Source organism: Streptococcus timonensis, from assembly GCF_900095845.1.
Lineage (GTDB): Bacteria > Bacillota > Bacilli > Lactobacillales > Streptococcaceae > Streptococcus > Streptococcus timonensis.
Genome location: NZ_FMIX01000004.1, coordinates 208854 through 234209 on the forward strand (window position 1 = coordinate 208854; position 25356 = coordinate 234209).

Here is a 25356-nt window from a genome sequence, read left to right on the forward strand (position 1 = left end):
TAAAATGAACCATAAGATTGCAATTTTATCAGACATTCATGGCAACACGACAGCCTTAGCTGGAGTGCTTGAGGACGCTAAAAATTTGGGAGCGACTGAATATTGGCTTCTGGGAGATATTTTTCTTCCTGGACCGGGAGCAAATGACTTGGTGGCTCTTTTGAAAGACCTTCCCATTACAGCATCCGTTCGAGGGAACTGGGATGATTGTGTTTTAGAGGCTTTAAGTGGGCAATATGGTCTAGAAGATCCCGAAGAAATTCAGTTTCTTAGGATGACTCAGTATCTGATGGAGCGCATAAACCCCGAGCATATTGATTGGTTGAGAAAGCTACCTATGATAGCCAAGAAAGAAGTCGAAGGCTTGCGCTTTTCTCTTTCACATAATTTGCCTGAGAAAAATTATGGTGGTGATTTGCTGGTTGAAAATGATACCGAAAAATTTGACCAGTTACTTGATGAAACTACTGATGTAGCCGTCTATGGTCATGTTCACAAGCAGTTGCTTCGTTATGGTAGCCAAGGTCAACAAATCATCAATCCAGGTTCGATTGGTATGCCTTATTTTAACTGGAAAGGGCTGAAAAATCACCGTGCCCAGTATGCCTTACTTGAAACTGAAAATGGTGAATTGGTCAATATCCAATTTCGAAAAGTTGCTTATGATTATGAAGAAGAGCTAGAATTAGCCCAGACCAAATATCTTCCTTTCATCGAAATGTATGAAGAATTACGACGTGAGGACAACTATCAAGGCCATAATAGAGATTTGTTAGTTAGTTTAATTGAAAAGCATGGATATGTAGAGGATGTGAAGAATTATTTTGATTTTTTGTAAGAGTTGCTTTAATTAACAGATACTAAATAAACGATTGGACGAGCCAATCGTTTTTAGTATATCTTATTGTAATTGAGATTGATCTGGTAGGTAAGAACCACCGAGATAGGTTTTGCTAAGTTTTTCAAGGGTTCCATCTTGGTAGAGTTCTTTGAGAACCTTGTCAAATTGTTCTTTAAATTCTTTTTCGTCGCTTGAGAAGATGATGTAGTTGTTTGGATTGTCATTGCTCTCCAAGTCGACTACGTTCAAGTCTAATCCTCGGTCTTGGATAATTTTTTGAACAGAGATTTTATCAAAGATTAGGAAATCAAATTCACCGTTGGCGAGGTCAGTCAGACGCTTAGCCACATCTTCGCCAGAATATTGGATGGTAGCAGGATTGTCGGAGTGGCTTTGATTCCAGTCTGTAACAACCTTGGCAGTAGAAGTTCCAGTGTCATCCTGAGTAGTTTTACCAGCGATGTCTTGAAGAGAGGTAAGAACCTTGTCTTTTCTGCTCACAAGAACCAAAGGATTTTTTGCGATAGGTAGCGAGTAGAGGTATTTGTCGGCTCTCTCTTTGGTGTAGCTCAAGTTGTTGGCAGCAGCTTGGTAACGACCAGCATCAACTCCAGGGAAGATACTCTCCCAAGCAGTTTTTTGAAATTCAATCTTGTATTGATCTAGTTTTTCATCGACCGCTTTTAAAACTTCAACATCATACCCAGTTAAATTACCATCTTGTTCAAAGTCAAAAGGTGGGATGTCTCCGGCAGTGGCTACGACAATGGTTTTAGGGCTAGTAGTAGAAGTTGAAGCACTTTCCTGTTTAGATTGTCCACAGGCCACCAGCAAGGGACTAATGGCTAATAATAAGAATAATTTTTTCATGTGTGTCTCCTTTACTTAATGGTATCTAGCTTACCAAACAATCAATTAGATATCCAATATATATTTTTTATGGAGATGATAGAGAATGATTATGTTTTGCCTTATTAGTTTGTAGTATAAAAAAACAAAAATCTAGCATATATTTTTGACGTCAAGGGTATTAAATATTAAACTATAGGTTAGTAAATGGATTTTAAGGAGATGATAATGAAAAAAATTGTCACTATTGGACTAGCAGTTTTAATGGTTTCAACTTTGGTAGCTTGTTCTAAAAATAAACAATCAGAGACTGCTAGTAATGAGTCAACCACAGTAGTAACAACAATAGATTCATCAACAACTGAGATTACGCAAACTCAAACTTCTGAATTTTCGATTTTAACTGATGAAGAAATTAATAAGTCCAAGAAAATTGGTGAAATGAAGCAGCTCATGCCTAGACTGAATGAAATCGCCTATAAAATTTCGGATATAAGAATAGCTTCTCTACCAGAAGAGCAGCAAGAGTTTGAGAGGTCGAAAGCTAAATTAGAAGCTATACAATTAGAAGCTTCAACAAAAAAGTACAATGAACATTTATCAACTTATGGACCTGATGATACATTTATGCCAGAACCAAATCGTACGTACTTACTTAAAGAAGTAATTTATTATCGTGACATCATAAAGAATCTGGCTTATAAATTTGGTCTGGACCAATAAAATATCGATAAAGTAGGCGCTGAATCGCCTGCTTTTTTTGGAAAATGATTTTTTAGAATAGAGTAGATTAAGAATCAGTCGTAGTTTAATGGCTGATAGATATTTGATACTCTGAATAATGAAAAATCTCTGCAAGCTCTTTCAGAATGTGGTAAAATGGAAGCAGTAGAAATAGAAAAGGAAATCAATTATGAAATTTCTTGAGTTAAATAAAAAACGTCATGCGACAAAGCAATTTATTGATAAGCCTGTAGATCCTAAAGATGTTCGTACAGCTATTGAGATTGCTACTTTAGCACCAAGTGCTCACAATATCCAACCTTGGAAATTTGTCGTCGTTCGTGAGAAAAATAAAGAACTAGCCAAATTGGCTTATGGTACGAACTTTGACCAAGTTTCAGAAGCACCCGTAACGATCGTCTTATTTTCAGATACAGATTTACCAAAACGTGCGCGTAAGATTGCACGCATTGGAGGAGCAAAGAATTTTTCTGAAGAGCAACTTCAATACTTCTTGAAAAATCTCCCAGCTGAGTATACTCGATACAACGAACAGCAAATCAGTGACTACCTAGCCCTCAATGCAGGTCTAGTTGCTATGAATCTTGTCTTGGCACTTACAGACCAAGGAATTGGTTCAAATATTATTCTTGGTTTTGACAAATCAAAAGTTAATGAAGTTTTAGACATTGATGCACGTTTTCGCCCAGAACTTTTGATTACAGTAGGTTACACAGACAAAAAATTAGAACCAAGCTATCGCTTGCCAGTTGATGAAATTATCGAAAAAAGATAGGAAGAAAAAATGACAACAATTGATTTTAAAGCAGAAGTAGAAAAACGCAAAGAAGACCTTTTGGCTGACTTGTTCAGTCTTTTGGAAATCAACTCAGAACGTGATGACAGTAAGGCTGATTCGCAACATCCTTTTGGACCAGGGCCAGTGAAAGCTTTGGAAAAATTCCTTGAAATTGCAGACCGTGATGGCTATCCAACAAAAAATGTCGACAACTATGCAGGACATTTCGAGTTTGGTCAAGGAGAAGAAGTTCTTGGAATCTTTGCCCACATGGACGTGGTGCCAGCTGGTAGCGGTTGGGATACTGATCCTTACACGCCAACTATCAAGGATGGCCGCCTCTATGCGCGTGGAGCGTCAGATGACAAGGGTCCAACTACAGCATGTTACTATGGTTTGAAAATCATTAAAGAGCTTGGCCTTCCAACTTCTAAAAAAGTTCGCTTTATTGTCGGAACTGATGAAGAATCAGGCTGGGCTGACATGGACTACTATTTTGACCATGTAGGACTAGCAAAGCCAGACTTTGGATTTTCTCCAGATGCTGAATTCCCTATCATCAATGGTGAAAAAGGGAATATCACAGAATATCTCCACTTTGCCGGTGAAAATACTGGTGCAGCTCGTCTTCACAGCTTTACTGGTGGCTTACGTGAAAATATGGTTCCTGAATCAGCAACGGCTGTTGTTTCAGGTGACTTGGCTGATTTGCAAGCTAAGCTAGACGACTTCGTTGCAAAACACAAGCTTAGAGGAGAAATCCAAGAAGAGAACGGCAAGTACAAGGTTACGATTATCGGTAAATCTGCCCATGGTGCTATGCCTGCATCAGGTATCAATGGTGCCACTTATCTTGCTCTCTTCCTCAGCCAGTTTGCCTTTGAAGGTCCTGCAAAAGACTACCTTGACATTGCTGGTAAGATTCTCTTGAATGACCATGAAGGTAAAAATTTGAAGGTTGCTCATGTGGATGAAAAAATGGGTGCCCTTTCTATGAATGCTGGTGTCTTCCGCTTTGAAGAAACAAGTGCTGACAATACCATTGCCCTCAACTTCCGTTATCCAAAAGGAACAAGCCCAGAGCAAATTAAGTCAGTTCTTGAAAGCTTGCCAGTTGTATCTGTTAGCTTATCAGAACATGGTCACACACCTCACTATGTTCCAATGGAAGATCCACTTGTACAAACCTTGTTGAGCGTGTATGAAAAACAAACAGGTCTTCAAGGTCACGAACAAGTTATTGGTGGTGGAACTTTCGGACGTCTCTTAGAGCGTGGTGTGGCCTACGGTGCTATGTTTCCAGACTCTATCGACACTATGCACCAAGCCAATGAATTTATCGCCTTGGACGATCTCTTCCGAGCAGCAGCCATCTACGCTGAAGCTATCTATGAATTGATCAAATAATGCTATAGAAGTCTGAGATTTTATGCTTAGACTTCTTTTTGGAGGGAGAGTAGATGTCTCAGATCGAAAGAATCAAGCAAGCCATCATGGCTGATCCACAAAATCAACACTATACTGAGCAAGGGATAGAGCCTCTCTTTGCTGCTCCAAAAACTGCTCGTATCAATATCATTGGGCAGGCACCTGGACTTAAAACTCAGGAAGCGGGACTTTACTGGAAGGATAAAAGTGGCGACCGCTTGCGAGACTGGTTGGGTGTGGACGAAGATACTTTTTACAATTCAGATTACTTTGCTGTCATGCCTATGGATTTCTATTTTCCGGGACATGGGAAATCTGGTGACCTACCACCACGCCCAGGTTTTGCAGAAAAATGGCACCCTAAACTTCTGAAAGAGTTACCTGATATTCAATTAACACTCTTGATTGGGCAGTATGCCCAGTCGTACTATCTGCATGAGAAAGTCAGTGGCAAGGTAACAGACCGTGTGCATCGCTTTAAGGATTATTTGCCAGATTATTACCCTTTGGTGCACCCGTCACCTCGGAACCAAATCTGGATGAAAAAAAATCCTTGGTTTGAAGCAGATGTTTTGCCTGACTTGAAAAAGAGAGTAAAGAAAATAATTGGAGAATAGGGATGAAAGAAATCGCCTTTGAGGATTTTTACCAACTATGTCAGAATGGCTGTTCGACCATTATTGATGTGAGAGAAGAAGTAGAGTTTAAGCAAGTTCATATAGAAAGTGCTCAAAACCTTCCCTTGAGTTCTTTAGCAGATACCTATGAGGTCTTGGATAAAAATCAAACCTACTATGTCATTTGTAAGTCTGGTATCCGTTCAGCTCATGCCTGTCATTTTTTAGCAGAAAAGGGTTATGATGTCGTCAATGTTCCAGTTGGTATGGATGCTTTTGAATAAAAAAATATACTCCTTTGAGAAAGAAAATATAGTCTTTTCTCAAAGGAATTTTTTCTAATATAAAAGTTCAGAAAATTGAAAACATTTTAAAGTTTTTTTGTGATAGCCTTTTCTTGCTTTTAATCATGTTATACTAAGAAAGTATTTTATTTTTTATATAAGGAGAATTTATGGCTAAAAAAGGTGCTTTAACAGGGTTACTCCTGTTTGGAATATTTTTTGGTGCGGGTAACTTGATTTTCCCACCTACCCTAGGTGCTCAATCTGGGGAACAATTTCTCCCTGCCATCGCAGGTTTTGTATTTTCGGGTGTTGGGATTGCCGTTTTAACCTTAATCATTGGTACTTTGAATCCAAAGGGTTATATCTATGAAATCTCTAAAAAGATTTCGCCTTTGTTTGCGACGATTTATCTGGCAGCCTTGTACTTATCGATTGGTCCATTCTTTGCCATTCCACGTACAGCGACAACATCTTATGCAGTCGGGATTAGTCCCCTATTGGCTGAAGCAGATAAGGGATTAGGTTTGATTGTCTTCACACTTATCTACTTTGTTGCAGCATATTTAATCGCACTTAATCCTTCAAAGATTTTGGATCGTATTGGTCGTATCTTGACTCCAGTATTTGCTCTTTTAATTATCATATTGGTAATTCTAGGTGCCTTCAAATATGGAGCCAATGCACCACAAACGGCTACTGAAGCTTATCAAACTTCAGCCTTTGGTGCAGGGTTCTTAGAAGGTTACAATACTCTTGATGCTCTTGCCTCAGTTGCCTTTAGTGTAATTGCGGTTCAAACCTTGAAACAGCTTGGATTTACAAGCAAAAAAGAGTATATTTCAACCATTTGGGTAGTCGGTATTGTCGTAGCACTTGGATTTAGTGCTTTGTACATCGGCTTAGGTTTCCTTGGAAACCACTTCCCAGTAACAGAAGAATCGATGAAGGGTGGAACCCCAGGGGTTTATATCCTGTCACAAGCGACTCAAGAAATCTTTGGTTCGACTGCTCAACTATTCCTTGCAGCCATGGTAACCGTTACTTGCTTTACAACAACTGTAGGGTTGATTGTATCGACTGCCGAGTTCTTTAATGGGCGTTTCCCGCAGATTGGCTACAAGATTTATGCGACTGTATTTACTTTGATTGGATTTGCCATTGCCAACCTTGGTCTTGATGCAATCATCAAATACTCAGTTCCTGTTCTTGTAATCCTCTACCCAATTACTATTACCATTGTCATGATTGTCATTGTTAACAAATTTGTACCACTTTCAAAACCAGGGATGCAATTGACTATGGGTCTTGTTACAGCTATTGCCGTAACTGGCGTATTAGCAAGTTCGTTTGAGATTACAACTCTTACAAATCTGATCAATTCTTTACCATTTGCCAATGCTTCACTGCCTTGGCTGGTTCCAGCGATTATCGGTATCTTACTTTCTCTTGTTCTTCCAAACAAACAAGAAAGTGAAACCTTTGAAATGGAATAATAAAAAACCTTGGCTTATGCCAAGGCTTTTTATTATTGAAAATGACAATTAGTTTGTTTTTTCAGTATATCCGAGATCTTTTAACATTTTCTTAGAGGCAGTAAAGCTAACATTGTTACCAATGCCTGAGTATTCTTCTGGTAAGGCCTTTCTAAGTTCGTCAAGACTTGCGACTGTAAAGTCAACTTCAGCATCTTGAACGACCTTTCCATCTTTGATTTCGATGCTATGAGTAACACCTTTAAGACCTTCATAGCCTTTATAAGTTTTCTCAACGAATGCTTTAAGAGTCTCAGCAGTAGTGTCGAGAGCTTCTGGATCATAAACATTATGACCTGATTGTTTCAATACTTTGTCTCCATCTACAGTGTAGGTTAAAGTAGAATTAAAGCCAGTACGAGTCTCGTTTACAAAGCTCACTGTTTTTACTTCAGATTTGTTTTCTGTAGTTTGTTGGCTAGTAGATTCTACCTGAGTAGTTTCACTTTTTGCTGAGCTTGTTGATTGTTTTGAACACCCCAACAAGAAAGCTAATGGTAGAGCTAAGCAAAGCGTTATTTTAAAATATTTGTTCATGTCTTTTCCTTTCATAATTAAGAACTAACTTCATTATAGCACAGCTTATTTTTACAATCAAATTATCTAAGTTTTTCATTTTTGCTCAACCAAAAAAGGGAAAAGTGATATAATATTAGGAAGAGGTGAAGAAATGAATCAAACTGTAGAATATATTAAAGAACTAACTGCTATCGCGTCGCCAACTGGTTTTACACGTGAGATTACGAATTATTTAGTTGAGACTCTTGAAAAACTAGGTTATCAACCGATCCGTACTGCCAAAGGTGGTGTCAACGTTACTGTTAAAGGTAAAAATGATGACAAACAGCGTTATGTGACAGCCCATGTGGATACCTTGGGAGCTATCGTTCGCGCTGTTAAACCAGATGGTCGTCTTAAAATGGACCGTATTGGTGGATACCCTTGGAACATGATTGAAGGCGAAAACTGTACGGTCCATGTGGCCAGTACAGGTAATACTGTTTCAGGTACTATTTTGATCCACCAGACTTCTTGTCATGTCTACAAGGACGCTGGCACTGCTGAACGCACGCAGGACAATATGGAAGTGCGTTTGGATGAAAAAGTGACTAACGAAAAAGAAGCACGCGCACTCGGTATTGAGATTGGTGACTTTATCAGCTTTGATCCAAGAACTGTCGTGACTGATTCAGGATTTATCAAATCGCGTCATTTGGATGATAAGGTCAGCGCGGCTATCCTCCTCAACCTTCTTAAAGTCTATAAAGAAGAGGGGGTTGAACTTCCTGTCACCACCCATTTTGCTTTTTCAGTCTTTGAAGAAGTGGGCCATGGTGCTAACTCAAGTATCCCAAGTCAAGTTGTCGAATATCTAGCAGTAGATATGGGAGCAATGGGAGATGACCAGCAGACGGATGAGTACACAGTGTCTATCTGTGTCAAAGATGCTTCAGGTCCTTATCACTTTGAATTCCGTCAACATCTAGTTGCTCTAGCAAAAGACCAAGACATTCCATTTAAACTAGATATCTATCCATTTTACGGTTCGGATGCTTCTGCAGCTATGTCAGCTGGAGCAGAGGTCAAGCACGCTCTTCTAGGAGCTGGTATTGAGTCTAGTCACTCATACGAGCGGACTCATATCGATTCTGTAGTTGCTACTGAGCGTATGGTGGACGCTTATCTTAAGAGTGAGTTGGTGGACTAGGATGTGCCTAATTTGTCAACGAATTGAATTGATTAAGGCAGGGGAAAATCCCTACTTTGTAAAGGAACTAGAAACAGGATATGTCGTAATTGGTGACCACCAGTATTTTGAAGGCTATACTCTCTTCTTAGCCAAGGAACATGTTACAGAATTACATCATCTACATCCAACTGTCAAACTCCGCTTTTTAGAGGAAATGAGTTTAGTCCAAGAAGCTGTCTCTAAAGCTTTTGCTGCTCAAAAGATGAATGTAGAGTTGTTAGGAAATGGGGATGCACATGCTCACTGGCATATTTTTCCGAGACGAGAGGGTGATATGAAGGGACACGGGCTTAACGGTCGTGGCCCAGTTTGGTGGGTTCCTTGGGAAGAAATGGTTGCTGAGGAATATCAAGTTAAAAATCGGAGACTGGAAAACTTGATTGTGACACTATCAGAAACTTTAAACCAGATAGTAAAATGAAAGGATTAAAGATGAAGAAAAGATATCTTGTATTATCAGGATTATTAGCATTGACATTAGCAGCTTGTTCGCAAGAAAAACCAGCAAATTCAGAAACGACTGCTGCAATTGAAGAGAAAACGATCCAAGAAGGTACAGTCGGAAGTAAATCTCAGGAAGCTAGTCAGAAAAAGGCAGAAGTAGTCAATAAAGGGGGATACTACAGTATTCAAGGGAAATACGATGAGATTGTCATCGCTAATAAACACTATCCCTTGTCTAAAGACTATAACCCTGGTGAAAATCCAATAGCTAAAGAGGAATTATTGAAACTGATTGCTGCTATGAAAGAAGCTGGTTTCCCAATTAGTGACCAATATAGTGGTTTCAGAAGTTATGAAACTCAAACTCAACTTTATCAGGACTATGTCAACCAAGACGGAAAGGCAGAGGCTGACCGCTATTCTGCACGACCTGGATATAGTGAACACCAAACTGGCCTTGCCTTTGACCTAATTGGAACAAATGGAGATTTAGTAACTGAAGAAAAGGCTGCTCAATGGCTCTTAGATCATGCTGCAGACTATGGTTTTGTGGTTCGCTATCTCAAAGGTAAGGAAAAAGAAACAGGCTATATGGCTGAGGAATGGCATCTTCGCTACGTCGGGAAAGAAGCTAAAGAAATCGCGGCTAGTGGTCTTAGTTTGGAAGAATATTACGGTTTTGAGGGTGGAGACTATGTTGATTAGTCGCAAAATATCTTGCAAGAATGCTTGAAATTTGATAAAATGAATAATAATAATTAAATAGGAATCTGCAAGACTAGTATCTCAGGGGAAGTATACCAGGGAGGAGAGCCGTGACTGAAAGCTCTCTATATGAAAACTGGGTGAATTCACTTGCCTATGGATTCAGAAATAAAGGTCTGACTTGTCAGATAAAAACGGATGGTACCGCGTGTCAACGCTCCGAGTATGGAGTTTTTGGCATGTGGTTTTCTTTTTATCTACGAGAGACTGATGGAGGAATTATGTCAACTATTGAAGAACAATTAAAAGCGCTTCGTGAAGAAACGTTAGCTAGCTTGAAGCAGATTTCTGCTGAAAATGAAAAAGAGCTGCAAGAATTGCGCGTCTCTGTCCTTGGTAAAAAAGGTTCCCTGACTGAAATTCTTAAAGGGATGAAAGACGTTTCTGCAGAAATGCGTCCAATTATCGGAAAACACGTCAATGAAGCTCGTGATGTTTTGACAGCTGCATTTGAAGAATCAGCTAAGCTCTTGGAAGAAAAGAAAGTGGAAGCTCAACTAGCAAGTGAGAGCATTGATGTTACGCTTCCAGGTCGCCCAGTTGCGACTGGTCACCGTCACGTCCTCACACAAACCAGTGAGGAAATTGAAGACATCTTCATCGGGATGGGTTACCAAGTAGTGGATGGTTTTGAAGTAGAACAAGACTACTATAACTTTGAACGTATGAACCTTCCAAAGGATCACCCAGCTCGTGATATGCAGGACACTTTCTATATCACAGAAGAAATCTTGCTTCGTACTCACACGTCTCCAGTTCAGGCGCGTGCTATGGATGCCCATGATTTTTCAAAAGGTCCTTTGAAGATGATCTCACCAGGACGTGTATTCCGTCGTGATACAGACGATGCAACCCACAGTCACCAGTTCCACCAAATCGAAGGTTTGGTTGTTGGGAAAAACATCTCAATGGCGGATCTTCAAGGAACCCTCCAGTTGATTGTACAGAAAATGTTTGGTGAAGAGCGTCAAATTCGTTTACGCCCATCTTATTTCCCGTTCACTGAGCCATCTGTTGAGGTGGATGTTTCATGCTTCAAGTGTGGAGGAGCCGGCTGTAACGTATGTAAGAAAACAGGTTGGATCGAGATTATGGGTGCCGGGATGGTTCACCCACGTGTCCTTGAGATGAGTGGTATCGATGCGACTGTTTACTCTGGCTTTGCCTTTGGTCTTGGACAAGAGCGTGTAGCTATGCTTCGTTACGGAATCAACGATATCCGTGGATTCTACCAAGGCGATGTCCGCTTCTCAGAACAGTTTAAATAAGCTTGAAACCTGAAACACAATCCTAAACAGTCGTTCTCGTTTTCACATTGTCTAGAAATTGAAACGACTGACTCAAAGAAAAAGAAAGGAATTGAAAAAGGTCTCACTTATTGAGATCTTATGCTCAGAATTATGTTAGTATCATACAAATGGTTAAAAGAATTGGTGGACATTGATGTGTCCTCACAAGAGTTGGCTGAAAAAATGTCAACTACAGGGATTGAAGTGGAAGGTGTGGAATCACCTGATGCTGGTCTCTCAAAAATTGTCGTCGGAGAAGTCTTGTCTTGTGAAGATGTGCCAGAAACACATCTGCATGTCTGCCAAGTCAATGTAGGTGAAGAAGAAGCCCGTCAAATTGTCTGTGGTGCACCAAATGTGCGCGCAGGCATCAAGGTTATGGTGGCTCTTCCGGGTGCCCGTATCGCGGATAACTACAAGATAAAAAAAGGGAAAATCCGTGGCTTAGAGTCACTAGGGATGATCTGTTCACTTGGTGAATTAGGGATTTCTGACTCTGTTGTACCCAAAGAATTTGCAGATGGCATCCAAATCTTGCCAGATGATTCAGTTCCAGGTGAGGAAGTCTTCTCTTACCTAGACTTGGATGATGAAATCATCGAGCTTTCCATCACTCCAAACCGTGCAGACGCTCTTTCTATGCGTGGGGTAGCTCATGAAGTAGCAGCTATCTATGACAAGACAGTCAATTTTAAAGAATTTACTTTAACAGAAACAGACCAAGTTGCAGCGGATGCTCTTTCTGTCAGCATTGATACAGACAAGGCTCCTTACTATGCAGCTCGTATCTTGGATAATGTGACTATCGCACCAAGTCCACAATGGTTGCAAAACCTCCTCATGAACGAAGGCATCCGTCCTATTAATAATGTCGTCGACGTGACCAACTATATCCTGCTTTACTTTGGTCAACCTATGCATGCCTTTGACTTGGATACCTTTGAAGGGAATGACATCCGAGTACGTGAAGCGCGTGCTGGTGAGAAATTAATGACCTTGGATGGGGAAGAGCGTGAGTTGGAAACAACTGATTTAGTGATTACTGTTGCTGATAAACCAGTAGCCCTTGCAGGTGTCATGGGTGGTCAGGCTACAGAAATCTCTGAAAAGTCTACTCGTGTTGTTCTTGAAGCTGCTGTTTTCAATGGCAAATCTATCCGTAAGACTAGTGGTCGCCTCAACCTTCGTTCAGAATCGTCTTCTCGCTTTGAAAAAGGCATCAATGTGGCAACCGTTAATGAAGCCCTTGATGCGGCGGCTAGCATGATTGCGGAATTGGCTGGTGCAACTGTACGTAAAGGCATCGTTTCAGCGGGTGAGCTTGATACTTCCGATGTAGAAGTTTCTTCAACTCTTGCCGATGTTAATCGTGTTCTTGGTACAGAACTTTCCTACGCGGATGTAGAGGACGTCTTCCGTCGTCTTGGATTTGGCCTTTCTGGAAATGCAGAAGCCTTCACAGTTAGCGTTCCTCGTCGCCGTTGGGATATCACTATCGAAGCAGACCTCTTTGAGGAAATCGCTCGTATCTATGGCTACGATCGATTGCCAACCAGCCTTCCAAAAGACGATGGGACAGCCGGTGAATTGACAGCTACACAAAAGCTTCGCCGTCAAGTTCGTACCATTGCAGAAGGAGCTGGATTGACAGAAATCATCACCTACGCTCTGACAACTCCTGAAAAAGCAGTCGAGTTTACGATTCAGCCAAGTCATTTGACAGACTTGATGTGGCCAATGACTGTGGACCGTTCAGTTCTCCGTCAAAATATGATTTCAGGTATTTTGGATACCGTTGCTTATAACGTAGCGCGTAAGAACAAAGACTTGGCTCTTTATGAGATTGGAAAAGTCTTTGAACAAACAGGTAATCCAAAAGAAGACTTGCCAAATGAAATCAACAGCTTTGCTTTTGCATTGACTGGTTTAGTCGCTGAAAAAGACTTCCAAACTGCAGCCGTTCCGGTTGATTTCTTCTATGCTAAGGGAATCCTAGAAGCCCTCTTTGCTCGCTTGGGTCTTGAAGCGACCTATACAGCAACACAAGAAATCAAGAGTCTTCACCCAGGACGTACAGCCTTGATCTCACTCGGTGATCAAGTAGTCGGTTTCCTCGGTCAAGTGCACCCTGTGACAGCTAAGGCTTACGATATTCCAGAAACTTATGTAGCGGAGCTTAACCTTTCAGCTATTGAGGCAGCCCTTCAACCAGCAGCAGCCTTTGTGGAAATTACTAAATTCCCAGCAGTCAGCCGTGATATCGCCCTTCTCCTCAAGGCAGAAGTGACTCACCAAGAGGTGGTTGATGCCATCCAAGCTGCAGGCGTGAAACGTTTGACAGACATCAAACTCTTTGACGTCTTCTCAGGTGAAAGACTGGGTATCGGAATGAAGTCCATGGCCTACAGCTTGACCTTCCAAAATCCAGAAGATAGCTTGACCGACGAAGAAGTCGCACGCTACATGGAAAAAATTCAAGCTTCTCTCGAAGAAAAAGTCAATGCAGAAGTGCGTTAACAGTCTAAAATCCGTCCCTAGGGATGGATTTTTTTGTCTTTGTAAATGCCGAATATTGGAAAGAAGAATGAAGTTGAATCTTATTCGTTTTGATATAAAAAAAGCCTAGTAAATTCTACTAATAAAAATGTACATAAATCCTTGTAATGGCCAAAAAAAGGAGTATAATGAAGATAGAATTAATAGGAGGTGGATCATGTTAGAAATCCGCAATCTTGAAAAAAGTTTTGGTTCCAAACAAGTCTTGTTTGGCGTTGACTTTCAAGCTCAACCTGGAAGAATTTTAGGTCTAGTTGGAAAAAATGGAGCTGGGAAGACAACTATTTTTCATAGTATATTAAAATTTTTGGATTATGAGGGAGAGATTAGGCTTAATGGGCAAGAAATTGATCAGGAAACCTATACCCAGATTGGTTATTTACCTGAAGAACGTAGTCTCATGCCTAAGTTGACAGTTCTAGAGCAGGTTCGTTACCTAGCCATGTTAAAAGGAATGAATGCTAAAGAAGTCAAAGAAAAACTGCCACAATGGATGGAAAAATTGGAAGTTAAGGGAAAACTGACAGACAAGATTAAGAGTCTCTCAAAAGGGAATCAACAGAAGATTCAGTTGATCATCACCTTAATGCATGAACCAGATTTGATTATCCTTGATGAGCCTTTTAGTGGTCTAGATCCAGTCAATACCGAACTACTCAAACGCGTTATCTTAAAAGAAAAAGAGCGTGGAGCGATTATCATTTTTTCAGATCATGTCATGACCAATGTTGAAGAGCTTTGTGATGATATTCTTATGATTCGCGATGGGCGTGTGGTTCTGCATGGACCAGTTCAAGATGTCCGCAATCAATACGGAAAAACGCGACTCTTTGTTGCAAGTGAAAAGAGTCAGGAAGAATTGGAAAGTCTTCCTCACGTCACTCATGTTAGCTTGACCAAGCAGGGGACTTGGAAGCTCATTCTAGATGATGAAAATGCTGGACAGGAGCTCTTTGCGATCTTAACCCAAGGACACTATATTGCGACCTTCGACCAGCAAGCTCCAACAATCGATGAGATCTTTAAACTAGAATCAGGGGTGGAAGTATGAAAAATATGTGGGTAGTTATTAAAGAAACTTATTTGCGACACGTCAAATCTTGGAGTTTCTTTTTCATGGTTATTTCGCCTTTCTTCTTCCTTGGACTTTCAGGAGGTATCGGGTATCTGCAAGGATCTTCTTTGGCTCAAAATAATAAGATTGCAGTGATTAGTTCGGTTTCAGCAGTGACGGAAGGATTAAAGGGGACCAATGGAATCAATTTTGATTATAAGGATGAAGCCAGTGCTCAGGCAGCTATCAAAGATGAAGAAATCAAGGGTTATTTGATTATTGACAAGGAGGATAGTGTGCTTAAGGCAACCTATCATGGTGAGACTTCACTAGAAAGTGGTATTAAGTTAGCCGTGACAACTAAGTTGAATGAGCTCCAATACCAACTTAACCGCTCGGAAGCTAATTTGTCTCAGGAACAGGAACAACGTCTGGCACAAACTGTTCAATTTACAGAGCAAATTGATGAAGCCAAAGAAAGCAAAAAGATGGTCCAAACGATTGCAGCAGCTGGTCTTGGATTCTTCCTTTATATGATTTTAATAACTTATGCCAGTGTCACTGCTCAAGAAGTGGCTAGTGAAAAAGGTACTAAAATCATGGAGGTAGTTTTCTCAAGCATTCGTGCTAGTCATTATTTCTATGCACGTATGATCGCCTTACTTTTTGTGATATTGACTCATATTGGTATTTATGTTGTAGGCGGACTTGGAGCTATCTTATTCTTTAAGGATATGCCTTTCTTGGCTAATTCAGGTATTCTAAGCCACTTGGGAGAAGCTTTTTCGGTCAATACCTTGTTGTTTGTCTTAGTCAGTCTCTTTATGTATGTAGTTTTAGCAGCCTTCCTAGGTTCTATGGTTTCTCGTCCTGAGGATGCAGGTAAGGCCTTGTCGCCTTTGATGCTCTTGATTATAGGAGGGTTCGTTGGAGTAACCGCCCTAGGTGCTTCAGGAGACAATCTGATTTTGAAAATTGGATCCTATATTCCCTTTATTTCTACTTTCTTTATGCCTTTTAGAGCCATTAATGGTTACGCTAATGGTTTAGAATCTTGGATTTCCCTTGGTATAACTGTTATTTTTGCAGTAGTTGGAACAGCCTTTATCGGAAGAATCTATGCTAGCCTAGTCCTCCAAACGGATGATTTAGGCATCTGGAAAACCTTTAAACGTGCATTGAGCTATCACTAAAAGAGACACCTTCAGTGAATACTGGAGGTGTTTTTGCTTTGCGAATTCATTGCTGTCTGGTCTTCTTTACTTTATAATGAAAGAAGAATGAAAATGAGCGTTTATTAATCATTGCCCTTGGGATGATGCTGATCAGCCAGATGAGTGAAGATGAGATGGAGGCGGCCTTTGCGATTGGCATCAACACCTTTGACCTAGCGGATATCTATGGCTTGAGGTCCTTCTGGGTAAAGTTTTTAAGCGCCGTTCGAATCTTCGGGATCAGATTTAGTAGACCAGACTTCGCTTGTATCAGTGAGATGGTTTTTTTACTTTACATATTTTTCTTGACAAGTCTTTTTTGTTATGGTATTCTTTTGTGTAACAAGTGTTGCGCAACAAATGTTGCGCGAAAGGAGTCTTATGCCACCTAAGGTTAAATTTAGTAAAGAGGCTATGATTGGGACAGCTTTACAATTGGTGAGAGAAGAGGGAATAGCTAGTTTGACGGCTCGAGCATTAGCGGAAAAACTGGGAGCTACACCAAGAGTCATTTTTGGGCAATTTGCAAATATGGCTGAGTTACAAGCAGAGGTTATTGTTGCTGCGGAAATGGTAGTGGTGGAGTATATTCGCAAGGCCCTAGAAGATGAGAAGCCTTTTCGATCTGTCGGGGTTGCTTATATCCTGTTTGCCTCAAAAGAGCCCCAACTCTTTCAATTGCTTTTCCAAAATCCTAGCAAAGATCCGATTCGTCGCTTTCAAGATTTTCTTCCCATGAAGGATCATAGTTACCAAATGGTTCTGGATTCGATTGTCGCAGACTATCCGTTGACGCTAGAGGAGGCTAGTCGCTTGTACCAGCATCTATTCATCTACTCACACGGGATGGCCTCTATGGTTGCTTCTGGTATTTATCAGTTCAGCATGGAAGAAGTGATTGGTTTATTGACAGAAGTTTGTCAATCTCTCATCAAAGAAATGGTAGGAAAGAAATGATTCAACTAGAAAATGTTTACAAAGGCTACGGCCAAACCAAGGTTTTAAAAGGGATTGATTTGCAGATTCAAGACCAGGATGATGTAGTTATCCTAGGTCCTTCTGGATCAGGAAAGTCAACCCTCTTAAACGTGTTATCAGGATTAGAAAAGGTAGATGAGGGGCATATTCTCATTCAAGGACAGGATTTGTCTCAACTCACAGATGCTCAATTGACAGCCTTTAGACGTGAGAAGATTGCCTTTATTTTTCAGCAGTATTATTTATTGCCGAATCTCACGGTTAGACAAAATGTTAAGATGGGAGCTGATCTGGCAAACAATCATGTTTTTTTGCAGATCATCGAAGATTTGGGGCTTGGTGATAAGCTAGACAAGTATCCGAGTGAATTGTCTGGCGGGGAACAGCAGAGAGTATCTATTGCTCGTGCCTTAGCCAAAAAGCCGGAGATTCTTTTCTTAGATGAGCCGACGGGGGCCCTCGATGAAGAAACAGGGCGCAAGATTCTCGACTATATCTGGAAGTTGAAGGAAAAGTTGGGCTTTACCTTAATTATGGTGACTCATAACCAAAATATTGCGGATATGGCCAGAATCATCATTCGCGTCAATAGTGGCAAGATTACCCAAGTTGTAACCAACGATCAGCCTCAGACTGCCTATGAGATTGGATGGTAAGTCATGTTTTCAGTAAAAGATATTCGAAAATTAGTTGTCGTCAGTATCATTGGAGCCTGTGCGGTCTTTGTGGCCAATCTCTTCTTGAATTTTTACCTGGATATCGAGCAGTTGGAGATTTCTAAAACCAATCCGATGATTACGGTCTACTATGATGCCCAGGTTTCGCTATCTTGGATGGTGGCCATGGTCAGTGGGGTTGTCTTGTCCTTGACGTCGATCCTTCTCATGTGTTTTTATATCAAACAATTTGTCGATGACCACAAGGAACAATTAGGAATTTTAAAGGCTTTGGGTTATAGCAATGGCCAGTTGGCGAAACGATTTTGGGCTTTTGGATTCAGTTTTGGAGTTGGAGCGCTTCTTGGCTATTTCGCTTCTTTTCTAATGATGGGACATTTTTATGACTTTCGCAATGAGAAGGGGATTTTGCCAGACATTACCATTCATTTTCATTGGCAGCTCTTAGTTGCTTTGGTGATGCTGCCAACGACTTTCTTTATGGTCCTTGCGATTTGTTATGCTAGAAGACAACTACAAACGCCGGCCCTTCGCTTATTGAAAAGATCCCCAAGTCCAATCAAGGTCAAAAGGAGAAAGAGGGCTCCTAAGAAAGAAAAATCCTTCCTAAAAGAGCTGTCTTCGTCACTGATTTGGGGGAGAAAATCGATCTTGTTTTTTGTGGTCTTTGGCTCCATGTGTTTCGCGGCCATGGTTCAATTGTCTTTTGGCCTAAGGGACTATACTGATGACATCATCCAAACGATGATGATTATGATTGGTTTGATCCTTTCTTTCTCGATCCTCTTTTTGTCATTGGGAATTGTGGTCTCAGAAAGTCGCGAAACCTTGGCTCTTATGAAGGCTTTTGGCTACACCGATCGTGAATGCCAAAGTCATATTCTCGCTCCCTATCGTTTCTGGGCCTATCTAGGATTTGCCCTTGGGACGGTTTATCAATATGGCATCATGGAAATCTTGATTGGTGTGATCAAAGACACGGTACCTGAAAAGATTGAGCACAACTTTGACTGGAATGTGTGCTTTTGGACTTTGATCGTTTTTGCTGTGGTTTATGAAAGTCTCTTTTATCTATCCAACAGAAAACTCCAAAAACAAACCATCAAAGAAGTGCTCTTAGCTGAATAAATAGAAAAGGTTGGCTTACCCAGCCTTTTTCTTTTGAAACGCATTGACAAGGGAGGGCTTTTCCGATATTCTAGGGGAATGAAAGAAAAGGAAAGGGATTGAGATGAAACGGAGTTACTGGCAGGATCTGAAAAGGGCCTTTTACTTAATATGGCGCAACAAATGGTCCTTTATCTCTGTAGGGATCCTCTTGCAGTTTGTGGTTGGTATTGGAGCTGCGGCCTTGTGTCATAAATAAATCAATAGACCTGTGAGTGTAGTTTACAGGTCTTTAAAGTAGCTGAAATATTTCACATTAATTTCTTCTAAACCTTTGACTAATAAGGAAAATTATCGTACAATAAAGAGTACATGATAAAATGAGACCAGAGTTTGTTTGCTCTGGTAATAGTAGTAAAATTGAGGAGAAACGCTTTGGAATTAGAAGTATTTGCTGGGCAAGAAAAAAGTGAACTATCTATGATTGAGGTGGCTCGTGCCATCTTGGAACTTCGTGGTCGTGATCACGAGATGCATTTTAGCGATTTAGTCAATGAAATCCAAAACTATTTGGGTACCTCTAATAGCGATATTCGTGAAGCTCTACCTTTGTTCTATACAGAGTTAAACTTTGACGGAAGCTTCATCTCTCTGGGAGATAACAAATGGGGCCTTCGTTCATGGTATGGAGTGGACGAAATTGATGAGGAAATCATTGCCCTTGAAGAAAGCGATGACGAAGAAGTAGCACCTAAGGCTAATAAGAAACGTGTCAATGCCTTTATGGATGGTGATGCAGATGCCATTGATTACAGTGCAGATGATCCAGAAGATGAGGATGCCTACGAAGAAGATCCAGCACTTTCTTATGATGATGAAAATCCAGATGATGAGAAAAACGAAGTAGAAGCTTACGATGCTGAGATTAACGAAATCGCACCAGACGATCTTGGAGAAGATGTCGAACTCGTTGAAGAAGACGACGAAGATGCCGAAGATGAAGAAGAATAAAAAATAATGCAAAGCCACAAGAAGGATTCTTGTGGCTTTTTTAAGTTTTTTCTAATAAGGAAGAATGGAAAAAAAAGAGCATTTTTGATAAGATAGGAATATGGATTTTGAAAAAATTGAACAAGCATATACATACTTATTAGAGAACATTCAAATCATTCAAAATGATTTGGCAACAAATTTTTACGATTCCTTGATTGAGCAAAATAGCATTTATCTAGATGGGGAAACTAATCTTCAGGTTGTTAAGGATAATAACAAATCTTTAAAGAGATTGGCTCTGAGAAAAGAGGAGTGGCTTAGAACCTATCAATTCCTCTTGATGAAAGCTGCTCAGACAGAGCCCCTTCAAGCAAATCATCAGTTTACACCGGATACAGTAGCCCTATTACTTGTTTTTATAATTGAGGAACTATGGCCAGCCCAAGAAATGAATCTGTTAGAATTAGGATCTGGTATGGGGATATTGGGTGCAAGTTTTTTGACCTCGCTGGATAAAAAAGTTGATTATTTAGGAGTCGAAATTGATGATCTTTTAATTGATTTGGCTGCTAGTATTACAGAGGTAATCGGTCTTCCAGCTGTTTATGCTCAGGGGGATGCGGTGCGACCACAAATTTTAAAGGAAAGTGATATCATTGTTAGTGATTTACCTATCGGTTACTACCCAGATGATCAAGTTGCCTCACGTTATGAAGTTGCGGCGTCAGATGAACATACTTACGCACACCATTTATTGATGGAACAATCGCTTAAGTACTTAAAAAATGGAGGTTTTGCAATTTTTCTAGCTCCTAGTAATCTTCTGTCCAGTCCTCAAAGCGATCTTTTAAAATCATGGTTAACGAAGAATGCTCAACTTGTAGCCATGATTACTTTGCCAGAAAATCTCTTTAGTCAAGGTAACAATTCAAAGGCTATTTTTGTTCTGCAAAAGAAAGGCTCAAAAACCGTAGAACCCTTTGTGTATCCACTAAACAGTCTACGTGATTCTCAGGAATTAGCAGATTTTAAAGAAAAATTTCAAATTTGGAGTCAATATTCATGAAATTTGAACTGAGATTTGATATAATAGTTGAAAACGCTTAAAAGGGGAAAATTATGTCTAAAACAATTGCAATTAATGCCGGTAGCTCAAGTTTGAAATGGCAACTGTATCAAATGCCAGAAGAACAGGTTCTTGCTAAAGGTTTAATTGAACGTATTGGTTTGAAAGATTCTATCTCAACAGTTAAATTCGATGGTCGTGCTGAAAAAGAAATCACTGATATTGAAAATCACACTGTTGCGGTTAAAATTTTGCTTGATGATTTGATTCGTTTTGATATTATTAAATCATACGATGAAATCACTGGAGTTGGACACCGTGTTGTTGCTGGTGGTGAAGTCTTTACGGATTCTGTAGTGGTAGAAGGTGATGTATTGGCTCAAATCGAAGAGTTGGGTCTACTTGCACCATTGCACACTCCAGCTAACGTAGCCGGAATTCGCGCCTTCAAGGAATTGTTGCCAAACGTAACTAGTGTTGCTGTTTTTGATACTTCATTCCACTCAACTATGCCTGAGAAAGCTTACCGCTATCCACTACCAACTAAATATTACACAGAAAACAAAGTTCGTAAATATGGTGCTCACGGAACTAGCCACCAATTCGTAGCTCAAGAAGCAGCAAAACTTTTGGGACGTCCGCTAGAAGAATTAAAATTAATTACATGTCATATCGGTAATGGTGGTTCTATTACTGCGGTTAAAGGTGGAAAATCTGTTGATACATCTATGGGATTCACTCCACTTGCAGGTGTGATGATGGGAACAAGAACTGGTGATATTGATCCAGCTATTATTCCTTACCTTATGGAACATACAAATGATTTTAATACACCTGAAGACATGATTAATGTTTTGAACCGCGAGTCAGGTTTACAAGGTATTTTTGGTAAATCTAGTGATATGCGTGATGTAGAAGCTGGCGTTGAAGCTGGTGACAAAGATGCAATTCTAGCTCACGAAATGTATGTAGATCGCATTCAAAAACACATTGGTCAATATTTTGCAGTTCTTAATGGTGCAGATGCTATTATCTTTACTGCAGGAGTTGGTGAAAATTCTGCATTAGTACGTAAAGATGTTATCGAGGGGCTCTCATGGTTTGGCTGTGATGTAGATCCAGAGAAAAATGTCTTTGGTGTGACTGGAGATATCTCTACAGCTGCAGCTAAAGTCCGTGTACTTGTTATTCCGACTGATGAAGAACTTGTGATTGCACGCGATGTTGAACGTTTGAAATAAATAGATACATGAAAAATCGACCCTATAGGAAGGTCGATTTTTTTTGAAAAACAATTTACCATTTGGTTAGGGAGATTTCTCCACTGTTAAGCCACATTTTTTTTCCATTAGCTAACTCTATCTGGAGTTCACCTTTATCTGAGATATTAGTTGCTTTACCAGAGAGTATTTCTTCTCCTTGTTTAAAACGAATATCTTTACCAAGGACTAGAGAGTTAGTTTTGTAGAAATGAAGCAGTTCATCGGAATTGGTTTCGTAGAAACATCTCCAGATTTCAGCAATCAGTTCATTTCGAGTAATCGGAGCACCATTAGGAAATAGACTTCCTGCCTTTTCTCTTAGGTCTTGTGGGAAATCCATGATAGAGAAGTTTAGTCCAACACCGATGATGATGTCAGTAACCAACCCAGTTTCAATAGAAGTGACGGCTTCGGTCAAAATACCGGCAATCTTTTTTTGATTCAAATAAATGTCATTTACCCATTTGATACTGACATCTATCATAGCTAGATTTTTAATTGCTTTATAGATAGCTCCTGCAACTAGGAGTGTATAAGCAGGTAACTGATTATAGGGGAGATTTGGTTTGATATGGAGGGACATATAGATTCCTCCTTGAGGAGGAGAAAAGTAGGGGCGATGGAAACGACCGCGCCCAGCTGTTTGACTAGTTGAGAGGTAGAGAGTATCACCAGTGCTACCTGCTTCTACAGCTTTTTTAGCATCCGTTTGGGTTGATTTGGTAATGGGTTTAAACTGAACAGTAATCGGACTATTGGCTTCTATTTCTTGTGGCAAGATAAGGTCACCCTGAAGAAGTTTATAACCACGGTTTTTAATGCTGTCAATTATTAGCCCCTCTTGTTGGAGACGTTGGATGGCTTTCCATACTGCAGTACGGGAAATATTTAATCTCTCAGCAATCTTTTCTCCACTTAAGTAATCTGTTTCGGTAACTAGTATATTGTAAACTTGTTGATAGGATTTCATGTTCAGCCCTTTCTTGAATACCTGCTTTTATTTTATCATATTTTCATTGTCGTATTAGAACTTTGGATGGAATATCTAGAAAACACATTATTTTACCTATATTTTAGTTGTATGTCTCTAGAGTTAGTAGTTTTCAAATCATTTGAAAAGTGGTAAAATATTTAAATAGTTTATGTAAATCTGAGTTTTAGGATTCAGAGAGAAAGGATCTGTTGTGAAATCAATAGGTATTATCGAAAAGTTAAAGGGGTTCTCGAAGAGAGAATTAATCTTATTGGGAGTCATTCTCAGTATCTTTTTACCGTTTTACCTTTTCTTAATTATATTCATCTCTTATCTAATAGGTCTAGTCATTACTGGAGAGATGAAGGGAATTTTAAAGCATCTTTCCAATCATTTTGTATTACTCTTATTTATTGCGTATAGTGGAGGCGTTTCTCTATTAGCTCAAAACCTAATGGGAATGGTAGCAACCCTAGCAATGTTCCTCTTTGCTATATTCTTTTACTATTATCAGGCGCATCTCACACCAAAGTTTTTTAGGTTCATGTTGCAGGGAATCTTATCGCTCAGCATGCTAGCATCAGTTTTTGCAGCCTTAGAGCATTTTCAGATTGTAAAGAAATTTGATTATACTTTCTTATCACCTAAGATGCAGGTCTGGCATCAGAACCGTGCAGAGGTAGCATTCTTTAATCCTAATTATTATGGGATTATCTGTTGCTTCTGTATTATGATTGGATTTTACCTAATTAGTACGACTAGATTGAGATGGTTGAGAATTTTCTCTCTCATTGCAATCTTTGCGAATTTGTTTGGCTTGAATTTCACCCAAAATAGAACAGCTTTTCCAGCCATTATCTTTGGTGCGATTATTTATCTTTTCACAACCATTAAAAACTGGCGTGCATTCTGGCTCAGTATTGGAGTATTTGGTGTTGGTTTAGCCTTCCTCTTCTCGAGTGATTTGGGAGTTCGAATGGGAACGCTCGATTCGTCTATGGAAGAACGAGTGTCGATCTGGAATGCAGGTATGACCTTATTCAAACAAAACCCCTTCTGGGGTGAGGGGCCACTAACCTATATGCACTCTTATCCTCGTATTTTTGCTCCTTATCACGAACATGCTCATAGTATTTACATTGATACAATATTGAGTTATGGTGTGGTAGGAACGGTATTATTAGGGATTGCTTCTTCAGACCCAATCCGAAAATTAATCGATATGAGTCAAGAGCCGAGCAAGCGTCCAATTGTTGGTCTTTATCTTTCATTCTTAACAGTAGTTGCTGTGCATGGAATTTTTGATTTGGCCCTCTTTTGGGTTCAATCCTCCTTCATCTTCCTTTTGGTAATGTGTAGTTTGCCATTAAAACATAGTATGATTGGAGAATTTGTTGAATAAACAAAAAGATAGTAGAAATGAGATTTTCTACTATCTTTTTTATTATTGAATAGCTTGAAGTAAGTCTTCAGCTTGTTGTTTAAGAGAAGCAGCGACGCTATCTTCAAGAACTAATTGACCATCTGCCCATGCAGAATAATTAACACGAGCTGCGGTAAAATCACCAACAACCTGTGTACGGATAAATGGTAAGAGGTCTTTATAAATCGCAAAGAGTTGATCATGTCCAGCATTAGCTACAGATGATACTGTAACAATCTTATCTTGAAGAGCAGATGCTCCACGAGTGTCAGACAAGTCAATGGCGCGTGAAAGCCAATCTAGTAAGTTTTTCACAGTCCCTGGAATTGAGAAATTGTAGACTGGAGAGAAGATCCAGATTGCATCTGCAGCTAGAACAGCTTCTCGAGCCGCTGCAACAGCTGGAAGTGTAGGAACTTCAAGGTCTTGGCTAAAGAGAGGAATGACTGAGTAATCAAGGTAACTTACCTCAGCTTTGCCAGCAAGTGCCTTTTCAGCTTCTAGTGCCATTTGATGGTTGAATGAACCTTCACGAAGTGAACCAACTATAAATAATACTTTTTTAGACATAGGGAGTCTCCTTTAAATTTCAATCTTTTAATCAGAATCACTCTGTTGTTACAATATATGTTACAACAGAATAAAATCATTTGCAATGGATATGCTCAGAAAATTTTAAATCAATAAAGTGTAAGATCAAATTTAAGAATTGGGAATGATGACAAATCT

The 25356-nt window shown here is 39.9% G+C and carries 25 protein-coding genes and 1 pseudogene; 22 read left to right on the plus strand and 4 right to left on the minus strand.

Features of this window, described 5'->3' with window-relative positions; genetic code table 11:
- Positions 1-4: 4 nt before the first annotated feature.
- A complete protein-coding gene (locus BQ2679_RS04280) occupies positions 5-838 on the plus strand; it encodes a metallophosphoesterase family protein (protein ID WP_075566556.1) in 834 nt (277 codons plus the stop codon).
- Positions 839-901: 63 nt separating this feature from the next.
- Here the strand turns inward: BQ2679_RS04280 and BQ2679_RS04285 are convergent, their stop codons facing one another.
- On the minus strand, positions 902-1711 hold the full coding sequence (locus BQ2679_RS04285; protein ID WP_075566558.1) for an amino acid ABC transporter substrate-binding protein: 810 nt from the start codon (positions 1709-1711) through the stop codon (positions 902-904).
- Positions 1712-1918: 207 nt separating this feature from the next.
- Here BQ2679_RS04285 and BQ2679_RS04290 point away from each other — a divergent pair, with 207 nt between their 5' ends.
- The 6 genes from BQ2679_RS04290 (at position 1919) to brnQ (ending at position 7037) form a co-directional block, all read left to right on the plus strand.
- The gene (locus tag BQ2679_RS04290; protein ID WP_075566560.1) at positions 1919-2413 is read left to right on the plus strand and encodes a hypothetical protein; all 495 of its coding nucleotides are present in this window, start codon (positions 1919-1921) and stop codon (positions 2411-2413) included.
- 190 nt (positions 2414-2603) lie between these two features.
- A complete protein-coding gene (locus tag BQ2679_RS04295) occupies positions 2604-3209 on the plus strand; it encodes a nitroreductase family protein (RefSeq protein WP_075566562.1) in 606 nt (201 codons plus the stop codon).
- Between the two features lie 9 nt (positions 3210-3218).
- On the plus strand, positions 3219-4619 hold the full coding sequence (pepV, locus tag BQ2679_RS04300) for a dipeptidase PepV (protein ID WP_075566564.1): 1401 nt from the start codon (positions 3219-3221) through the stop codon (positions 4617-4619).
- Between the two features lie 53 nt (positions 4620-4672).
- Positions 4673-5257 (plus strand): uracil-DNA glycosylase family protein, encoded by a 585-nt coding sequence (locus BQ2679_RS04305; protein ID WP_075566570.1) that lies wholly within the window; start codon positions 4673-4675, stop codon positions 5255-5257.
- Positions 5258-5259: 2 nt separating this feature from the next.
- Positions 5260-5541 (plus strand): rhodanese-like domain-containing protein, encoded by a 282-nt coding sequence (locus tag BQ2679_RS04310; protein WP_075566572.1) that lies wholly within the window; start codon positions 5260-5262, stop codon positions 5539-5541.
- Between the two features lie 170 nt (positions 5542-5711).
- Positions 5712-7037, plus strand: coding sequence for a branched-chain amino acid transport system II carrier protein (brnQ, locus tag BQ2679_RS04315; RefSeq protein WP_075566574.1), 1326 nt, complete (start codon positions 5712-5714; stop codon positions 7035-7037).
- A 48-nt stretch (positions 7038-7085) separates the two neighbouring features.
- On the opposite strand, the gene BQ2679_RS04320 is transcribed toward brnQ, so the two are convergent.
- Positions 7086-7613: a DUF1307 domain-containing protein gene (locus tag BQ2679_RS04320; RefSeq protein WP_075566576.1), complete on the minus strand. Its 528-nt coding sequence runs from the start codon at positions 7611-7613 to the stop codon at positions 7086-7088.
- 133 nt (positions 7614-7746) lie between these two features.
- On the opposite strand from BQ2679_RS04320, the gene BQ2679_RS04325 reads away from it, so the two are divergent.
- The 14 genes and pseudogenes from BQ2679_RS04325 to BQ2679_RS04390 all read left to right on the plus strand — a co-directional run bounded on the left by BQ2679_RS04325 (position 7747) and on the right by BQ2679_RS04390 (position 22210).
- Positions 7747-8784, plus strand: a complete 1038-nt coding sequence (locus BQ2679_RS04325) for a M42 family metallopeptidase (protein ID WP_075566578.1) — start codon at positions 7747-7749, stop codon at positions 8782-8784.
- A gap of 1 nt (position 8785) precedes the next feature.
- Positions 8786-9247, plus strand: coding sequence for an HIT family protein (locus tag BQ2679_RS04330; protein ID WP_075566580.1), 462 nt, complete (start codon positions 8786-8788; stop codon positions 9245-9247).
- Between the two features lie 11 nt (positions 9248-9258).
- The gene (gene ldcB, locus BQ2679_RS04335) at positions 9259-9975 is read left to right on the plus strand and encodes an LD-carboxypeptidase LdcB/DacB (RefSeq protein ID WP_075566582.1); all 717 of its coding nucleotides are present in this window, start codon (positions 9259-9261) and stop codon (positions 9973-9975) included.
- Between the two features lie 281 nt (positions 9976-10256).
- The gene (pheS, locus tag BQ2679_RS04340) at positions 10257-11303 is read left to right on the plus strand and encodes a phenylalanine--tRNA ligase subunit alpha (protein ID WP_075568049.1); all 1047 of its coding nucleotides are present in this window, start codon (positions 10257-10259) and stop codon (positions 11301-11303) included.
- 132 nt (positions 11304-11435) lie between these two features.
- Positions 11436-13841, plus strand: a complete 2406-nt coding sequence (pheT, locus tag BQ2679_RS04345) for a phenylalanine--tRNA ligase subunit beta (protein ID WP_075568050.1) — start codon at positions 11436-11438, stop codon at positions 13839-13841.
- Positions 13842-14037: 196 nt separating this feature from the next.
- Entirely contained in the window at positions 14038-14931 is an 894-nt protein-coding gene (locus BQ2679_RS04350) for an ABC transporter ATP-binding protein (protein ID WP_075566584.1), read from the plus strand.
- Positions 14928-16127, plus strand: coding sequence for an ABC transporter permease (locus tag BQ2679_RS04355; protein ID WP_075566586.1), 1200 nt, complete (start codon positions 14928-14930; stop codon positions 16125-16127). The genes BQ2679_RS04350 and BQ2679_RS04355 overlap by 4 nt, the downstream gene beginning before the upstream one ends.
- A 122-nt stretch (positions 16128-16249) precedes the next feature.
- A pseudogene (locus BQ2679_RS11185) lies at positions 16250-16395 on the plus strand (aldo/keto reductase); the annotation flags it as partial.
- A 134-nt stretch (positions 16396-16529) separates the two neighbouring features.
- The gene (locus BQ2679_RS04360; RefSeq protein WP_075566588.1) at positions 16530-17105 is read left to right on the plus strand and encodes a TetR/AcrR family transcriptional regulator; all 576 of its coding nucleotides are present in this window, start codon (positions 16530-16532) and stop codon (positions 17103-17105) included.
- Positions 17102-17782 carry an ABC transporter ATP-binding protein gene (locus BQ2679_RS04365; RefSeq protein WP_075566591.1) on the plus strand — a complete coding sequence of 227 codons (681 nt, stop codon included), beginning with the start codon at positions 17102-17104 and terminating at the stop codon, positions 17780-17782. Before BQ2679_RS04360 ends, BQ2679_RS04365 begins: the two co-directional genes overlap by 4 nt.
- 3 nt (positions 17783-17785) lie before the next feature.
- Positions 17786-18931, plus strand: coding sequence for an FtsX-like permease family protein (locus BQ2679_RS04370; RefSeq protein WP_075566593.1), 1146 nt, complete (start codon positions 17786-17788; stop codon positions 18929-18931).
- A 414-nt stretch (positions 18932-19345) separates the two neighbouring features.
- Positions 19346-19921, plus strand: coding sequence for a DNA-directed RNA polymerase subunit delta (gene rpoE / locus BQ2679_RS04380; RefSeq protein WP_142324041.1), 576 nt, complete (start codon positions 19346-19348; stop codon positions 19919-19921).
- A gap of 100 nt (positions 19922-20021) precedes the next feature.
- Positions 20022-20969, plus strand: a complete 948-nt coding sequence (locus tag BQ2679_RS04385; protein WP_075566597.1) for a class I SAM-dependent methyltransferase — start codon at positions 20022-20024, stop codon at positions 20967-20969.
- Positions 20970-21022: 53 nt separating this feature from the next.
- The gene (locus tag BQ2679_RS04390) at positions 21023-22210 is read left to right on the plus strand and encodes an acetate kinase (RefSeq protein WP_075566599.1); all 1188 of its coding nucleotides are present in this window, start codon (positions 21023-21025) and stop codon (positions 22208-22210) included.
- A 55-nt stretch (positions 22211-22265) separates the two neighbouring features.
- Here the strand turns inward: BQ2679_RS04390 and birA are convergent, their stop codons facing one another.
- Entirely contained in the window at positions 22266-23201 is a 936-nt protein-coding gene (birA, locus tag BQ2679_RS04395) for a bifunctional biotin--[acetyl-CoA-carboxylase] ligase/biotin operon repressor BirA (RefSeq protein WP_075566600.1), read from the minus strand.
- A gap of 214 nt (positions 23202-23415) precedes the next feature.
- Between birA and BQ2679_RS04400 the strand changes: the two genes are divergently transcribed.
- The gene (locus tag BQ2679_RS04400; RefSeq protein ID WP_075566602.1) at positions 23416-24606 is read left to right on the plus strand and encodes an O-antigen ligase family protein; all 1191 of its coding nucleotides are present in this window, start codon (positions 23416-23418) and stop codon (positions 24604-24606) included.
- 42 nt (positions 24607-24648) lie between these two features.
- Here BQ2679_RS04400 and BQ2679_RS04405 read toward each other — a convergent pair whose 3' ends face one another.
- Entirely contained in the window at positions 24649-25197 is a 549-nt protein-coding gene (locus BQ2679_RS04405) for an NADPH-dependent FMN reductase (RefSeq protein ID WP_075566603.1), read from the minus strand.
- Positions 25198-25356: the final 159 nt, after the last annotated feature.

Coding starts and splice junctions, on each gene's coding strand:
- birA (WP_075566600.1), bottom strand. CDS start 23,201: ATGAAATCCTATCAACAAGTTTACAATATACTAGTTACCGAAACAGAT.
- BQ2679_RS04405 (WP_075566603.1), bottom strand. CDS start 25,197: ATGTCTAAAAAAGTATTATTTATAGTTGGTTCACTTCGTGAAGGTTCA.
- BQ2679_RS04310 (WP_075566572.1), top strand. CDS start 5,260: ATGAAAGAAATCGCCTTTGAGGATTTTTACCAACTATGTCAGAATGGC.
- BQ2679_RS04285 (WP_075566558.1), bottom strand. CDS start 1,711: ATGAAAAAATTATTCTTATTATTAGCCATTAGTCCCTTGCTGGTGGCC.
- BQ2679_RS04330 (WP_075566580.1), top strand. CDS start 8,786: ATGTGCCTAATTTGTCAACGAATTGAATTGATTAAGGCAGGGGAAAAT.
- ldcB (WP_075566582.1), top strand. CDS start 9,259: ATGAAGAAAAGATATCTTGTATTATCAGGATTATTAGCATTGACATTA.
- BQ2679_RS04360 (WP_075566588.1), top strand. CDS start 16,530: ATGCCACCTAAGGTTAAATTTAGTAAAGAGGCTATGATTGGGACAGCT.
- BQ2679_RS04290 (WP_075566560.1), top strand. CDS start 1,919: ATGAAAAAAATTGTCACTATTGGACTAGCAGTTTTAATGGTTTCAACT.
- BQ2679_RS04365 (WP_075566591.1), top strand. CDS start 17,102: ATGATTCAACTAGAAAATGTTTACAAAGGCTACGGCCAAACCAAGGTT.
- BQ2679_RS04305 (WP_075566570.1), top strand. CDS start 4,673: ATGTCTCAGATCGAAAGAATCAAGCAAGCCATCATGGCTGATCCACAA.
- BQ2679_RS04390 (WP_075566599.1), top strand. CDS start 21,023: ATGTCTAAAACAATTGCAATTAATGCCGGTAGCTCAAGTTTGAAATGG.
- BQ2679_RS04320 (WP_075566576.1), bottom strand. CDS start 7,613: ATGAACAAATATTTTAAAATAACGCTTTGCTTAGCTCTACCATTAGCT.
- BQ2679_RS04295 (WP_075566562.1), top strand. CDS start 2,604: ATGAAATTTCTTGAGTTAAATAAAAAACGTCATGCGACAAAGCAATTT.
- brnQ (WP_075566574.1), top strand. CDS start 5,712: ATGGCTAAAAAAGGTGCTTTAACAGGGTTACTCCTGTTTGGAATATTT.
- BQ2679_RS04350 (WP_075566584.1), top strand. CDS start 14,038: ATGTTAGAAATCCGCAATCTTGAAAAAAGTTTTGGTTCCAAACAAGTC.
- BQ2679_RS04325 (WP_075566578.1), top strand. CDS start 7,747: ATGAATCAAACTGTAGAATATATTAAAGAACTAACTGCTATCGCGTCG.
- BQ2679_RS04385 (WP_075566597.1), top strand. CDS start 20,022: ATGGATTTTGAAAAAATTGAACAAGCATATACATACTTATTAGAGAAC.
- pheS (WP_075568049.1), top strand. CDS start 10,257: ATGTCAACTATTGAAGAACAATTAAAAGCGCTTCGTGAAGAAACGTTA.
- BQ2679_RS04370 (WP_075566593.1), top strand. CDS start 17,786: ATGTTTTCAGTAAAAGATATTCGAAAATTAGTTGTCGTCAGTATCATT.
- BQ2679_RS04355 (WP_075566586.1), top strand. CDS start 14,928: ATGAAAAATATGTGGGTAGTTATTAAAGAAACTTATTTGCGACACGTC.
- BQ2679_RS04280 (WP_075566556.1), top strand. CDS start 5: ATGAACCATAAGATTGCAATTTTATCAGACATTCATGGCAACACGACA.
- pheT (WP_075568050.1), top strand. CDS start 11,436: ATGTTAGTATCATACAAATGGTTAAAAGAATTGGTGGACATTGATGTG.
- pepV (WP_075566564.1), top strand. CDS start 3,219: ATGACAACAATTGATTTTAAAGCAGAAGTAGAAAAACGCAAAGAAGAC.